The 14,367-nt window shown below is 35.7% G+C and carries 16 protein-coding genes, 1 pseudogene and 1 riboswitch; of the genes and pseudogenes, 10 read left to right on the top strand and 7 right to left on the bottom strand.

Features of this window, described 5'->3' with window-relative positions; translation table 11 throughout:
- Nucleotides 1–117: 117 nt before the first annotated feature.
- Nucleotides 118–612, top strand: a complete 495-nt coding sequence (locus AC0IXC_RS21555) for an Lrp/AsnC family transcriptional regulator (protein ID WP_002188423.1) — start codon at nucleotides 118–120, stop codon at nucleotides 610–612.
- A gap of 290 nt (nucleotides 613–902) precedes the next feature.
- On the top strand, nucleotides 903–1,358 hold the full coding sequence (locus AC0IXC_RS21550; protein WP_471653266.1) for an N-acetyltransferase: 456 nt from the start codon (nucleotides 903–905) through the stop codon (nucleotides 1,356–1,358).
- Nucleotides 1,359–1,436: 78 nt separating this feature from the next.
- Here the strand turns inward: AC0IXC_RS21550 and AC0IXC_RS21545 are convergent, their stop codons facing one another.
- Nucleotides 1,437–2,207 (bottom strand): SDR family NAD(P)-dependent oxidoreductase, encoded by a 771-nt coding sequence (locus tag AC0IXC_RS21545; RefSeq protein WP_471653265.1) that lies wholly within the window; start codon nucleotides 2,205–2,207, stop codon nucleotides 1,437–1,439.
- A gap of 140 nt (nucleotides 2,208–2,347) precedes the next feature.
- Between AC0IXC_RS21545 and AC0IXC_RS21540 the strand changes: the two genes are divergently transcribed.
- The 5 genes from AC0IXC_RS21540 to AC0IXC_RS21520 all read left to right on the top strand — a co-directional run bounded on the left by AC0IXC_RS21540 (nucleotide 2,348) and on the right by AC0IXC_RS21520 (nucleotide 6,003).
- Nucleotides 2,348–2,707, top strand: a complete 360-nt coding sequence (locus AC0IXC_RS21540) for a MerR family transcriptional regulator (RefSeq protein WP_002188427.1) — start codon at nucleotides 2,348–2,350, stop codon at nucleotides 2,705–2,707.
- Nucleotides 2,708–3,199: 492 nt separating this feature from the next.
- The gene (locus AC0IXC_RS21535; RefSeq protein ID WP_002010813.1) at nucleotides 3,200–3,556 is read left to right on the top strand and encodes a DMT family transporter; all 357 of its coding nucleotides are present in this window, start codon (nucleotides 3,200–3,202) and stop codon (nucleotides 3,554–3,556) included.
- A gap of 2 nt (nucleotides 3,557–3,558) precedes the next feature.
- Entirely contained in the window at nucleotides 3,559–3,873 is a 315-nt protein-coding gene (locus AC0IXC_RS21530) for a DMT family transporter (protein ID WP_326997029.1), read from the top strand.
- Between the two features lie 138 nt (nucleotides 3,874–4,011).
- Nucleotides 4,012–4,590 (top strand): TetR/AcrR family transcriptional regulator, encoded by a 579-nt coding sequence (locus tag AC0IXC_RS21525; protein ID WP_002063960.1) that lies wholly within the window; start codon nucleotides 4,012–4,014, stop codon nucleotides 4,588–4,590.
- 210 nt (nucleotides 4,591–4,800) lie between these two features.
- On the top strand, nucleotides 4,801–6,003 hold the full coding sequence (locus tag AC0IXC_RS21520) for an MFS transporter (protein ID WP_326997030.1): 1,203 nt from the start codon (nucleotides 4,801–4,803) through the stop codon (nucleotides 6,001–6,003).
- 53 nt (nucleotides 6,004–6,056) lie between these two features.
- On the opposite strand, the gene AC0IXC_RS21515 is transcribed toward AC0IXC_RS21520, so the two are convergent.
- On the bottom strand, nucleotides 6,057–6,395 hold the full coding sequence (locus AC0IXC_RS21515; RefSeq protein ID WP_002166316.1) for a winged helix-turn-helix transcriptional regulator: 339 nt from the start codon (nucleotides 6,393–6,395) through the stop codon (nucleotides 6,057–6,059).
- 169 nt (nucleotides 6,396–6,564) lie between these two features.
- On the opposite strand from AC0IXC_RS21515, the gene AC0IXC_RS21510 reads away from it, so the two are divergent.
- The 3 genes and pseudogenes from AC0IXC_RS21510 to AC0IXC_RS21500 form a co-directional block, all read left to right on the top strand.
- On the top strand, nucleotides 6,565–7,104 hold the full coding sequence (locus AC0IXC_RS21510) for an ester cyclase (RefSeq protein ID WP_033708820.1): 540 nt from the start codon (nucleotides 6,565–6,567) through the stop codon (nucleotides 7,102–7,104).
- A 19-nt stretch (nucleotides 7,105–7,123) separates the two neighbouring features.
- Nucleotides 7,124–7,672, top strand: a complete 549-nt coding sequence (locus tag AC0IXC_RS21505; RefSeq protein ID WP_033708821.1) for an NAD(P)H-dependent oxidoreductase — start codon at nucleotides 7,124–7,126, stop codon at nucleotides 7,670–7,672.
- 12 nt (nucleotides 7,673–7,684) lie between these two features.
- Nucleotides 7,685–8,050: pseudogene (locus AC0IXC_RS21500) on the top strand (MFS transporter); the annotation flags it as partial.
- A gap of 51 nt (nucleotides 8,051–8,101) precedes the next feature.
- On the opposite strand, the gene AC0IXC_RS21495 reads toward AC0IXC_RS21500, so the two are convergent.
- The 5 genes from AC0IXC_RS21495 to gapN all read right to left on the bottom strand — a co-directional run bounded on the left by AC0IXC_RS21495 (nucleotide 8,102) and on the right by gapN (nucleotide 13,983).
- Nucleotides 8,102–8,305, bottom strand: coding sequence for a hypothetical protein (locus AC0IXC_RS21495; protein WP_002010828.1), 204 nt, complete (start codon nucleotides 8,303–8,305; stop codon nucleotides 8,102–8,104).
- A gap of 250 nt (nucleotides 8,306–8,555) precedes the next feature.
- Complete coding sequence (locus AC0IXC_RS21490; RefSeq protein WP_002029999.1) at nucleotides 8,556–9,071, bottom strand: type 1 glutamine amidotransferase domain-containing protein; 516 nt, start codon at nucleotides 9,069–9,071, stop codon at nucleotides 8,556–8,558.
- A gap of 282 nt (nucleotides 9,072–9,353) precedes the next feature.
- On the bottom strand, nucleotides 9,354–10,553 hold the full coding sequence (locus tag AC0IXC_RS21485; RefSeq protein WP_215590779.1) for an ABC transporter permease: 1,200 nt from the start codon (nucleotides 10,551–10,553) through the stop codon (nucleotides 9,354–9,356).
- 60 nt (nucleotides 10,554–10,613) lie between these two features.
- Nucleotides 10,614–12,038: an amino acid permease gene (locus AC0IXC_RS21480; RefSeq protein WP_002030003.1), complete on the bottom strand. Its 1,425-nt coding sequence runs from the start codon at nucleotides 12,036–12,038 to the stop codon at nucleotides 10,614–10,616.
- A 146-nt stretch (nucleotides 12,039–12,184) separates the two neighbouring features.
- Nucleotides 12,185–12,366, bottom strand: a riboswitch (Lysine riboswitch).
- Nucleotides 12,367–12,543: 177 nt separating this feature from the next.
- A complete protein-coding gene (gene gapN / locus AC0IXC_RS21475; protein WP_002010835.1) occupies nucleotides 12,544–13,983 on the bottom strand; it encodes an NADP-dependent glyceraldehyde-3-phosphate dehydrogenase in 1,440 nt (479 codons plus the stop codon).
- Nucleotides 13,984–14,367 lie beyond the last annotated feature (384 nt).

Here is a 14,367-nt window from a genome sequence, read left to right as displayed (position 1 = left end):
TAAAAACTCGATAAAATGTTTCGTTAGAAATATTATTTGCAGAAAAACATTCAGTTTTATATAAGTTATGAGATGTTTCTTCGAATAATCGTCGGTAAGAAAAAAGGGGGAATTTTGATGGAGTCATCTGTTATTAAAGTGCTTGATGATTTGGATGTGAAAATTTTAGATATATTGCAGAAAGAATCACAAGTAAGTAATGCAGAACTAGCACGCCGTGTTAATTTATCTCCAGCTGCGATGCATGCACGAATAAAAAGGTTAGATGGGGAAGGTTTTATTGATAAGCAAGTAGCAATTTTAAATCAAGAAAAGCTTGGATTTGATTTATTATGTTTCATTTTTATGAGTACGAATATTCATCAGTATGAAAAGCTGGAAGTGTTAGAACGAGAATTAGAATCTATGCCTGAAGTGTTAGAATGTCACTGTTTAACAGGAGAGTATGATTATTTATTAAAAGTTGCGAATCGTGATCGTAAAGAACTGGAGCAGTTTATTAGAAAGTTGAACAAGCTTGGTATTACACGGATACAGACGAGTTTAGCACTTCGTGAAATTAAATATTCGACGGTATTGCCGATACGAAATGAGGAACCGAGCATCGATTAAGTTGCTTGGTTTTTTGTTTGTGTAAAGTGAAACTTTAATCAGTGGGGGTTTTGTTCATCCACCACTGATTATTAGCCTTCACCAATCGGGCGTTTAGGGGCAGCCCGACTCCCACCTACCTTCTTTGCTTCAGCCGAATTTTGAGGTGGGAGTCTTACTGCCCGTTAATGCGGGATAAAATTCAGAAAAGTGATTGACGGAGAGAAAAGAGAGATGTATTATTATATGAAATTATGAATTAAAATTCATATAATGTTATAAATATTAACACTGGGGCAAGGGGATATAATATGAAAATCTTTAATGCGGTTACAAGTGATGTGAAAGGAATTTATAATCTCATTGAAATGTATGCAAAAGAAGGAATTGTTTTGCCGCGTTCTCTTTTGTCTCTCTATCAATATTTACAATGTTTATATGTTATGAAAGAAGGGGAGGAAGTCGTTGGAGTTGCTGGTTTGCATGTGTTAGGAGAGGATCTCGCAGAAGTACGATCGTTAGTAGTTTCGCATACATATGCAGGAAAAGGGATAGGGCGTAAGTTAGTGAATCATGTAATGAATGAGGCGGCAAAAATAAAAGTGAATAGAGTAATTTCTTTAACATATGAAACAGATTTTTTTCAAAAGTGCGGGTTTGATTTTGTGAATAGAGAAGCATTGCCAGAAAAAGTGTGGATTGATTGTAGACATTGTCCAAAAGTTGATTATTGTGATGAGGTGGCGATGATACGGTATGTGGGGTGAAATTTTTAGAGAGAAAAAAGGCCCACTATTATTTAAGAAATAGTGGGTATCTATATTTTAATCAGAAATGAGATGTTGTTAAGAATTTGAATTCGTTTGTCTCACTGCAAAATTAAAAATGGGATTTTTAAGCTCATAGTTATAAGTAGAACCATCGACAAGCCCTACAACTTTATCGCTATCATAAAGGTCGAGCATAAATTGTGCCATTTGTTTTGCAGTGTGGAATTTTGGTACAACACCATCATATTGGAACTCATCAATATTAAATGAACGTTTCGCAAATTCTGTTTCAGTTGCACCAGGAGCTAAAACTTTTGCTTGTAGTTTTGCACCTTGTTCTTTCAGTTCATGAGATAGTCCTTCTGTAAATGCACTTACATAAAATTTCGTAGCGCAATACGTAACAGCATCAGCAACAATCGTATATCCACCGCCTGATGAAACGTTAATAAGCTGTGTTCCTGCGGTCATTGAATAATCTCGAACGAAAAGGGAAGATAGTATTGTTAGTGCTTCTATATTTACATGCAACATCGTTTCTATCTTGTTTAAATTTTGTTCAGCAATTGAGGCGAAATTACCAAAACCTGCGTTGTTAATCCACGTTTCAATTTGAAAACTTTGTAGACCTTCATAAAATTTATAAACTTCTTCAGTGACTGATAAATCAGTTCTTCGAATGACAACATCCAATTCCGGATGCATTTCGTTAATTTTCAATTTTAATTCTTCTAATTCTGCTTGTCTTCGAGCTACAAGTATTAAGTTTTTTCCGCGAGATGCAAAGGCTAAAGCGGATTCATAGCCAATTCCTGAACTAGCACCAGTAATAACAGTATATTTCATATAAAAGCCTCCTAAATTCAAATTAATTTATCATGGTTAGATTGTATTTGTTAGAGTATACTCTAAGTCAAATGTTTTTTATAATTTGGATAAGGCAGTAAAATATATGAGAGTAAATGGCGTGCGGAGGGAGAATGGTTATGTACACAATTAGCGAGGTAGCTAAATTATTAGGAGTGAGCACACATACATTACGTTATTATGAAAAGGAGAACATATTAATTGCAAATCGCGATGCAAATGGGAATAGATTGTATGAAGAGTCACATATAAAGTGGTTGCAGTTTGTAATGAAATTAAAACAAACACAAATGCCGATAGCGAAAATAAGAGAATATGCTAGATTATATTTAGAAGGGGAGCATACAACCGAAGCTCGTTTACAGCTCTTAGAAGATCATAGGAAATCTATTCAGATTCAAAGAGAAAATTTAGAAGTTACAGAGAAGATGCTCGAAAATAAAATTATTGCATACAAAGACTCGTTGAAAAGTAAATAGCGTACAAAATATTTCGTTCTTTGTTGCATGTTGAAAAGGGAGTACAGGTCTTTGTTTTGGAATTTATTTATGAGTATTTAATTATAATGTGCCGATAAATTAAAAAAGAGCAGTTAGCTAAAAGCAACTGCTCGATTCAAAGGGATCTCCAAGGGGGGAATGGAGAAAACATTATGTTACTACCATTATTGACAGATTATTAAGAAATATACATGTGGATTTAAGAAATTTAAAATATTTTTTGGTTAATAGAATCCGGGTGTTGACACTTTATCAATTGGTCATGTAGAATGTTTATGAATGACATTCAGTCATTTTTTCTGTGAAAGGGTGTAGATAAGCAACTTTTATATGTAGTTAGCTTAATAACGGAACAAATATAAGGATAAATGAGGATGATATTGGTTTTTTAAATAGTAGTTAGAGTGAGGTTATATTTTTTAAATTAAAAATGACTGACGGTCAGTCAGTAAATAATAGAAGGTGAGAGATATGAAAAATAAAGCTTGGTTATATGTCATATTAACATGTATTTTTGAAGTCTTTTGGGTGTTTGGTTTTAATACAGCTCATACTTGGTGGCATTGGGTCATTATTGTAGGAGTTATCGCTGTTGATTTTTACTTCCTATCGAAAGCGTGCGAACATCTTGCAACAGGGACTGTATATGCTGTGTTTGCCGGAGCTGGTACGGTAGGTACTTTCCTAATGGATGTATTCCTTTTCGGCGGCAGTTTCAGTGTAGGAAAACTATTCTTTATTGTGATGGTCGTAGCGGGCGTTATCGGTTTAAAATTGGCTGATAATAAAGAAGAAACCGCGGAAGAAACTATGGAAGGAGCTGCTTAAAAATGGGTTGGTTTTTCGTATTTTGTGCTGCAATTAGTGAAATAGTCGGTGTGATAGGCCTTAAAATGTATAGTAAAGATAAGACGTTAGCAAATGGAGCGATTTATATGGGTGGATTTGCAACTTCCTTCGCATTCTTATACACATCTTTCTTGTTCTTACAAGTAAGTGTAGCTTATGCGGTTTGGATTGGCATTGGAACAGCAGGAGCTGTTTTATTAAATATGTTTCTGTTTGGTGAATCAAAAAGTAAGGCACGTTTGATTAGTGTAGCTCTTATCGTATGTGGAGTTACGGGATTAAAGGCTCTTTCATAAGAAAAGGATATTAAAGTTAAATCTCCTAACGATTTGTTGGGAGATTTTTATTATGAAAAGTGCACGATGATTGACAGTACAGCTAGTTATTTTATAAAATGAGTGACAGTCATTCAATACGCGTGTGAAAGGGTTTAGATGATGAATAAAAAAGAAAAAATTGTCTATGCAGCTATTGAAGTGTTTCAGGAAAAGGGCGTTGAAAAAACGAAGATTTCTGATATCGTGAAATTGGCTGGCATTGCACAAGGAACTTTCTATTTATATTTTCCTTCTAAGTTATCTGTTATGCCTGCAATAGCAGAAGTGATGGTTGAGAAGATGATACTTGCAGTGAAAGAAAAAGTACAGAACGATTCACCTTTTTCAAGTAAAGTTGAGCAAGTAATAGATGCAGTATTTACCTTTATAGCTGAATATCGTGAAATACAAGCATTAATGTATGCGGGCCTTGCATCAACTGAACATATAAAAGAATGGGAAGCTGTATATGAGCCTCTTTATATATGGCTAAGTGACTTTTTAAGTGAGGCAAAAGAATCAGGTGAAATTCGTGATTCGGTTCACGCAGAGCGAACAGCGAAGTTATTTATCGCTCTTGTTGAATCAGCAGCGGAACAAGTTTATTTATATGATCATAAAGATGATGAGCAAGTCGAGCTACAAAAGGCAGAAGTACTAGATTTTTTAACACATGCACTACATATAAAGAAGTAGTAAGATGAACCTGTCTGAAAAGGTAGGTTCATTTCTGCGGGAAACTGAATGATAGTCATTCACCCTGTGTTTATGTATGTGTGGAAGGATAGAGTGAAATTCTAATGAGTGGGGACACCTTTACTCAGTATGAGCCCACAAATAGCAGGATAAAGAAAAAGCTTCTTGGGCATTATTTTTGAGAGGAACTACGGGAAGAGGTGTTAAAAATTGAAGAAACCGATAAAAGAACAAAAGATGGTATTGATCATTCTTTTGAGTAATATATTTATCGCTTTTTTAGGGATTGGATTAATCATTCCGGTTATGCCGTCCTTTATGAATGATATGAATTTAACAGGAAAGACGATGGGTTATCTCGTTGCAGTGTTTGCAATGGCGCAGCTTATTACTTCCCCTATTACGGGTCGTTGGGTCGACATTTACGGTAGGAAGAAAATGATAATCATTGGATTATTTATTTTTGGTGTTTCAGAGCTTCTTTTTGGATTAGGTACAGATGTGTGGATGCTTTATGCAGCGAGGGTGTTAGGCGGAATTAGTGCCGCGTTTATTATGCCGGGTGTTACGGCATATGTTGCGGATATTACTTCTATTCAGGAACGTCCAAAGGCGATGGGATATCTTTCAGCTGCTATTAGTACCGGATTTATTATAGGGCCTGGAATCGGCGGATTTATTGCAGAATACGGTATACGTGTGCCGTTCTTTGTGGCAGCAGTGATTGCCTTTGTTGCATGCGTGATTTCTATATTTATTTTGAAAGAGCCGTTAACGAAAGAAGAACTTGCAGAGATTTCTGCTAATACGAAAGAATCCAGCTTTATCGGAGATTTAAAGAAATCATTAAATCCAATGTATGCAATCGCATTTATTATTGTATTTGTACTCGCATTTGGATTATCAGCATATGAAACTGTTTTTAGTTTGTTTTCTGATCATAAATTTGGTTTCACACCGAAAGATATTGCTGCAATTATTACGATTAGCTCCATCTTTGGGGTAGTTGTGCAAGTATTTATGTTTGGCAAATTGGTTGACACGTTCGGTGAGAAAGTATTAATTCAAATATGTTTAATTGTAGGTGCAGTATTAGCATTCGTCTCAACTGTAGTCTTTAATTATTGGAGTGTACTTCTCGTTACTTGCTTTATTTTCCTAGCATTTGATTTACTTCGTCCAGCTTTAACGACGTTTTTATCAAAAGCAGCTGGAAAAGAGCAAGGATTCGTTGCTGGTATGAACTCAACGTATACGAGTTTAGGAAATATCGCAGGACCAGCGATGGGCGGAATATTATTTGATATAAACATTAATTATCCATATGCATTTTCAGGTGTTGTTTTAATCGTTGGTCTCGGCATTACATTTATGTGGAGAGAGAAACAGCTAGCTCAAAGTTTTGCGAAGTAATGTAGTGAATAACGAAAAGCCTCTTACTATTTTTATGGTAAGGGGCTTTTCGTTTATAAACTTAATCCAAACCGCTTTAATTCAATAAATATCCCCTCTAATTGCTTTCCTTTATCCGTTAACGTGTACTCTACGCGAGGTGGAACTTCTGGGTATACTTTTCTCGTTATAATCCCTTGTGCTTCCAATTCTTTTAGGCGAAGTGATAATGTTTTCGGACTAATCCCGTCCATTGATTTTTGTAAATCGCTAAATCTTAATGTTCCTTCGATAAGAAGATCGCGAATGATTAAAAACGTCCATTTTGTACTAATTACGTCAAGAGTTTTAGCGATAGGACAAGGTATACCAGGTAAACCTTTCGTTAATACAACTGGATCTATATTGCTCATGGAAATAGCCTCCATAAAAATTTTTTTAATGAATTTGCCTTATCGTATCACAAAACTATCTTTTTGGTAACTATATGAAAAAAATATCACTACTTCCATAAAGGAAGTTACTGCATATACAATAGCAATAAGAAATACAAAGGGTTTGTATGAAGAGGAGGTGATTTCCATGGTTATGAAAAAGCTGTTTATGTTACTTAGTTTTTTTGTCATTTGTATTGTGCTTGTAGCATGTAGTGGTGAGCAAAAAACTGAAATTCAGTTATTAAAGGAAATGCCGAAGCCAAAAGCAATGACAATTGATTCTTCATTAAGTAAAAAGGAAGCGACAGAAATCGTGCATGCAGCTCAGCGTTTTTATGCATTTTGGGATACAGGTAAAGAGGAGCTTATTCCGCAGACGGTTACTGAAAATTTTTTCGATAACACACTGCCGAAAGGTCGACCACAAGGCACTGAAGGATTAAAGCTTGCGGCGCAAAATTTTCGCAAAGTCGTTCCTGATATACATTGCGAGATTGAAGATTTATTAGTGGTTGGTGATAAAGTAACAGCTCGTCTTTCTTTTACAGGAACTCATAATGATAAGAAAATCAATTTTTTTGCAATTGATATTTTGCATGTGAAAGACGGAAAGATAACGGAAGATTGGCATTTAGAAGATAATCTTACGCTGAAGCAGCAACTCGGCTTAATAGCTGAAGAGTAAAATAAGGGAGAGAAAAGTGATGAAAAATATATTCATTATAAATGGGCATGAAAAATACGGTACGAAAGAAGGACGATTAAATAGAACGTTAGTTGATTATATGGTAACTGTATTAAGTGAGAATCATTATGTGAAAACAACAACGATTCAAGATGGATACAGTATTAAGGAAGAGCAAGAAAAGTTTTTATGGGCTGATGTTGTAATTTATCAAACACCTATTTACTGGTTTAGTGTACCGGGATTATTTAAAACGTATATGGATGAAGTGTATGAATACGGTTTGTTCTTTAAAGGTGCAGATGAATACGGAACAGGTGGTTTATTAAAAGAGAAGCAGTATATGTTTTCTACAACTTGGAATGCACCTGAAAAAGCATTCGGAGATAAGACGAAGTTCTTTGAAGGAGAAAGTTTAGAATCAGCACTTAGTCATTTACATCGTGTGCAGAAGTTTATTGGTATGAGTCCGTTAAAGAGCTTTGCTTGTTATGATGTGGTGAAAAATCCTACTGTTGAGAAGTATTTAGAGAACTTGAAGAACCATTTAGAAGAAGTCATTCAATAATTACAGTCATAATATGTAGGCTTATTCATTTATACAATTGGATTTACAATACTCGGAGTGAGCTATAGTTTATGGATCTTATTAATCGCAGGGCTTTTCCAAACTGTAGGAGAGATGATGTATGTGCCAGTTCGTCAATCTATTATGGCAGATATGGTGCCGAATGAGGCAAGAGGCTCTTATATGGCGATTAACGGAATGGTCTTTCAAGTTGCGAAAATGAATGGTGCATTAGGTGTTATGCTAGGGTCATTTATTGCATCTTGGGGCATGAGTGCTCTATATTTCATCGTTGGTATGAGCAGTATTTTATTATTTATGAAGGCGATAGGGAAAGAGAAGTATCAGAATGAAGGAAATGTTTCTCAGATTGGATGAAACTATATAAAAGCGAACCAGTTATACTGGGACTCGCTTTTTATATAATTTTTAAAACGGATCAACTTCAGCTAAATCAGGATTGGCGTTAGGGTTTGTTAATAAGGTTTTCAGCTCACCTACTTCTGAGAGAGCGACGAGGATATAACCACTAATAAGGACGATGAGTCCGATGACTCGTAATGTTTGCAATTTAATGTCACGGCTATTTTCTTCTGAGTTGTTTTGGGGCGTTGCAGGTGGATTGTTGTTCATAATAGAGCTCCTATCTTTTTTATTTATATGTGCGAAATCATTATTAACTTATGGATAGGAATCGTATAGTCATTTTCACTATATGAGAACTGCCTATGAAAAGTGATTAGAAATTTTGGGACGAGAAAAGAGGCTGTCTCAAAAAATCATTAAAGATGAAGAAATGTTTCATATGGTGTTAATTTTGTTTTTTACAAATAAAAAGGTTAACCAAAGTAGTTATTTAGCTACTTTGGTTAACCTATAATAACTATCCTAATATACGCAATGATTCTTCAATAAACACTGGGATGTCCTCTGGTTGTCTACTTGTTACTAGCTGATTTTGGCATACAACCACTTCTTTATCATGAAAATTTCCACCGGCATTTTTCAAATCGACCGCAATGGATTTATATCCAGTCACATCGCGTCCTTCAAGTGTTTGTGCAGTGATGAGTAATTGGGGGCCGTGACAAATAGCAAAAACAGGTTTTTTCGCATCCATAAATGCTTTGCTAAAGCGAACAAAACGTTCATCTGCACGAAGTATATCTGGGGAAAATCCGCCTGGTATAAAGAGGGCATCAAAGTTCTCTGGAGAAACATCATCAATACTTTTATCAATTACGACTTCACTTTTTCCTTGTTTACCGTGTACCGTTTTACCTTTTTCCATTTCAATAGTTGTTAATTCGTATCCCTTTTGATTAAAAGCTTCTACTGGCTCTGTGTATTCTGTGTCCTCGAAATAATCCGTTATTAAAATAGCAATTTTTTTACTCATTGCAATCAGCTCCTTATATTATATAATCGGTTCCAGAATCGTCCTTGAGCAACGCCTTTTATAAAGTGAAACCTTAATTCATATTTTTTCATTCCCTCCAGTTCCTTTGCCCTGTTAATTTAATAACTACCCTTTTTATTAGGACGTAAACATGTATTATCGTTTTTGTATGTAAAAATCATAAAATATCGGTTGTTTCAGTGATTCTTGTTTGAGGAAGAAAAATAAAAAAGCCAAGGAGGTAATTTATTTTTCCCTTGGCTTTTAAGATAATTCTTTTCGTTAAAACGAAGAAACGCGTCGCTTCGTTTTTGGTACAATAATAAATTTTATCCAGATTAACCCGATAATCATAATGATAAGACTATGTGAAAATTGCCCTGTAGCAATGAGTATAATACTTGAAAATACAATGAGTTGAATGCTTAGCAATATAAAGATTAAGCGGAGAAATTGATTCATTCGTTTTTCAGTATCAATTGGATATAATGCTACAATAATATTTCCTGAAAAATATTTCCACAGGGAACGGAGCTGCATAGAAATCATATATAGGACGATATAAGCGAAAGCACCTTTTACATATATATTCGGAATAAAATATAGAGCGAAAGCACCGATCAACCCTAAGCGAATATATATACCGAAATAATCATTACCGCGTAAAAATGCTAGTGTATGTAAATAGAAGAAAGTTGCTCGTTTTTTATGTAATAAAGGTTCAATCCAATTTGTAAGCCATTTTCTTTTATTTACTTGCTTATTCAGTTGCGGAACATCGGTGAAAATGCTAGCAAATTGATAGAAACGAACGTCCATTTTTTCTTCTTGTTCGATTATGTAATCCCACGGTATTCGTTTTGTAGGTTGTTTCTTCGTGTATAGAAGCAGGAAAGCAAGAAGTAAGAGTAGTCCGCCTAACACGATCACATTTGCAGTATAAAACAGCATGTAAATGATCAGGGCGTTACAAGCAATACGAATGATAAACCATATGCTTTTTTCATAACTATCACGCCATATCCAATGTATGTATATGTTCCAGCTCTTTAGAATCATTAAAATTATAAAGATTGTACATAAAAAAGGTACGGTTAGTTGTAATGATTGAATGGCAAGTGGTACGAGAATAAGGAATGTAAATAATAATGGGAAAAGCTGAATGATGTAATTATATAGAAGAGATTTTTTAAAATAAGAAGTTAATTTCTCTTCTAGTGCTAGTAAATAGACAGCATCGGGCTTTTGAATAAATGTACGTATTGGGCATCTCGTTATAATCGCTGTTAAGACGATTGTAATAAGCAATAGAGATATTCCTTTAGAAGGATCCGTTTTAAGAAACTTAGCGTAATAATATGCACCTACACATGAGACGAAGATGAAGCTATATAGTAAACCGTTAATCATACGTGCAAAGTATGTGATGGCATTTTGAATATGTTGTTGAAAGCGAGAGCTCCATAGTGATTCGATTGACATGTTTTTCACCTCTTTTTTCTATTATATATGTTTTATAAAGTAAAAAACGAGCAAATTGCGTTACGCAACTTGCTCGTTTTTCTTTTCTTTATTTTTTTTCTGATCACGATTCATTAATGGATAGAAGGCAAAGCCAATCCCGAATAAACCAATTCCGAGAAGAAATGTTTTTATATCGGATGCGCCGGTTTTAATAACCCATAGTGCATAGCAAAGTGCGATAACTGCAACTACACCATCCATAATTCTTGAACCCATTTCATTCTTATATGTTTCACCAGTTGCGACTAGTTTTAACTGGAAGATTGGTGAAACGAGATATGGAATGAGGTAGGCCAGTGTTGATACGGTAATAACGAATGTATAAGCTTCCGCAATTGTTCCTGATAATGTTGAGAATAAGAACACTTGCGACATAATGTTTGTTAATCGTAGTGAATGAATTGGACTTCCTTTTTTATTCGTTTTTGCGAAGAAGGAAGGGAAGAAACCTTCTTTTGCTGCTTGATAAGGTACTTCTGAGCTTAATAAAATCCAGCCTAATATTGAACCGAATAGGGAAGTAAGAGCAAGTAATGCCATAAGTTTCCCGCCGCCATGACCCATTGCAGCGTTTAATGCATCTGCTAATGGACGTTCAGAAGCTTGTAATTTATCAACGTGAAGTACACCCATTGTTAAAATTGTAATTCCTAAGTAAATTGCAACTGTGATAAGTAATCCTGCAACAGTTGCGCGTTTTACCGTTTTTGGAGAGGTAGCTCGGTTTGATAAAAGAACGGCTGATTCAATCCCGATAAATGCCCAAAGTGTTGTAAGAGCAGCTAAGTTTACTTGTGAAAGTAGACCGTGTGATACGCCTTCTTTATCGATCATTGGTGTGTACCATTGTCCAAACTTTGAAGCTTCGAACGCAAATAACGTAACAATGATGAATAGAAGGAATCCAGTTACTTTCGTTGTTGTTGCTAAGAAGTTTAGCTTCCCAGCTCCGCTTACACCGTTTGTTAAAATTAAATGTGTTCCCCAAAGTAAGATGGAACAAATAGTAAATGTAATTAGTTTTCCAACTTCTATATTGAAAGAGCCAATTGAAAATAGTAGTCGTGTATCTTTCATAATTGGGAAGAAGAGCGATAAATATCCCGCGAAAGATGTAATAATGGCAACGTTACTTGCCCAGTTTGCAACCCAATATCCCCATACCATGCTGAAACCAGCCATTTTCTTTCTTTTTGGTGTTGAGAATAAAGCATATGCATGACTTTGTGGTCCTGTCGTTAAATCAGGACGACGAATTGCTAAATTACCGAAAACAAGAGCTAGCATTAAAACACCAAACCCTGTTGTTAACCAAGCTAAAGTGACACCGAGTGGGCTTGCTGTTTGTGCTAACGTACTTGGCACCATGAAAATACCAGCGCCAACCATGTTACCGACAACGAAAGCTGTTAGTACCCAAAAGCCCCATTTTTTTTGTTGCATAGAAAATACCTCCAAAGTTAGTATAACCAAGTCAAGCGAGGAGATATGTATGTCTTCCTGATAAGGAAGAGAAGGTTCAAACAAAACAAAAAAAGCACGTAATTTGCCGCTACATGCTTTCTATCTTATAAGAAACCCACGACATACCTCTCGATAGCTCTCCACAAACGAAACGTTTGTGACAGTTCTGCACTTATTAAATGCAGACCCAGCAAGCGTGCATGGTGGACACGACTTACTTCGGCAATCATTCCTTTCTCATTTCTTCATCAATGCCACTACATCTCCTGAAATGATACTCTTAATGACTGCAACCTCTACCTCACCGAGATACGAATGAGGATTTATGTATTAAATTAACATGTTTAAGAGTAACAAATGTATTTTTATACGTCAATGGATATAGTAATAATCAGATTATAGAGAAGAATTTGTTATTAGGTCCCGGAGGATTTTAACTAAAAAGCAGCTGACCTAAATATTAGATCAGCTGCTACATATAAGATTAAACTAAGTTTAATACAGTTACTTTTTGACGAGTCATAGACTCAAGGCTCTTACGAATACCTTGTGCGCCCATACCTGAACCTTTTACACCGATGAATGGGAAGTGGTCAGGGCCGCGCTCTGTGCGTCCGTTAATTTGAACAGAACCAGTGTCGATTTTGTTAGCAATTGCAAATGCTTTGTTAATGTCTTTTGTGAAGACACTTGCTTGCAGACCGAACTCTGATTTGTTAGCAATTTCAATCGCTTGTTCGTCAGAAGAAACACGGATGATTGGAAGGATTGGGCCAAATGGCTCTTCCCAAGCAACTTTCATTTCTTCTGTTACGTTGTCGATTAATGTTGGATAAATTAGGTTGCGCTCACGTTTGTTACCGATAACGATTGTTGCACCTTTTTCAGCAGCATCGTCAATTAAACCTTGAACGAAGTCAGCAGATTTGTCGTCGATTAATGGAACGATTGTGCTGTTTTGTTCTGGAGATCCAACTGATAGTTCAGCTACTTGCTCTTTTAATAAGCCAGCTAGTTCGTCTGCTACATTTTCATGTACAAGTACACGCTTAATAGCTGTACAACGTTGACCTGAGTAAGAGAATGCACCGCTTACGATATGCTTTGCAGCTTCTTGTAAGTCTGCATCTTCACAAACGATACCAGGATCTTTACCACCAAGTTCTAATACAAGTGGAATCATCGCAGCTTTTTTCGCTAAATGTTTACCTGTATTTGTACCACCTGTGAACGATACCATATTTACGCCAGGATGTTCTACTAAGTAGTCACCAATTACAGAACCGCGTCCTGTAGCTACGTTTACAAGACCTTTTGGAAGGCCAGCTTTATGAAGTGCTTCAACCATTTTAACACCGCTAATTGCACCTTGAGTTGCTGGTTTGAAGATAACAGCGTTACCCATAATAAGTGCTGGTGCAAGTTTTGCAGCAGATAAGTTTACTGGGTAGTTAAATGGTGCAATTGCTAATACAACACCAAGTGGTGCGCGCTGAATAATCGCAAGTTTAGATTTAGATCCACCAGGGAAGCTATCACCCATCATGCTTTCACCGTGCATGTGAAGTGCTTCGTCAACTGTGTAACGAATTAAGTCAGCTGTACGAACGACTTCTTTTTGCGCATCTTTATAGCCTTTACCGACTTCTTTCATAATGATATCGGCAATTTCATCTTGCATATTTACGAGCTCATCAGCCCATTTATATAAATATTTTGCGCGATCTTGTAGAGAAGCTTCAGCCCATGATTTTTGAGCTTCTTTTGCAGATGCAATTGCTTCATCTACTTCTCCTTGAGTAATTGCTTGTACTTGCCCAATTACTTCGTGTAAGTATGGAGATGGAATGTCGATTGTTTGACCTGAAGAGCTTTCTCTCCATTCTCCGTTTAAATAAAATTTGTACGTATTGCTAGTTGTCATGATTAGTCCTCCTAAAATAGCAACTTGTAAGAGTGAGTATAAGGTGATTGTAGGTGGTTTGATAATATTTTTCAAATGAAATGTTTGTGAAAACGATTTCTTACTATTTTTTTATTTTGTATGCCCTTTCTTACAGAAGATTCTCTTATTTCAAACTGAATTATAAGTAGAATGCATCACTTTTATTTTTTGTGATAAAAGATTATTTTATTCTAAAGCGAAAAAAATAATTGACAGAATACTCAATAAAGTTGTAAGATTATAAATGGAAAATAAATGAAGGGGGTGTGCGTAATGATTGTAATCGTAAATGTAATGGGCTTAGCTCTGTTAAATGGCGGAAAACATTCATATCATTACGCAACCCGTGCGGATATATAGGAC

The organism is Bacillus sp. AC266 (assembly GCF_979253805.1).
Note: the sequence above shows the minus strand (reverse complement) of the source record. Positions and strands in the feature narration are given on the sequence as shown.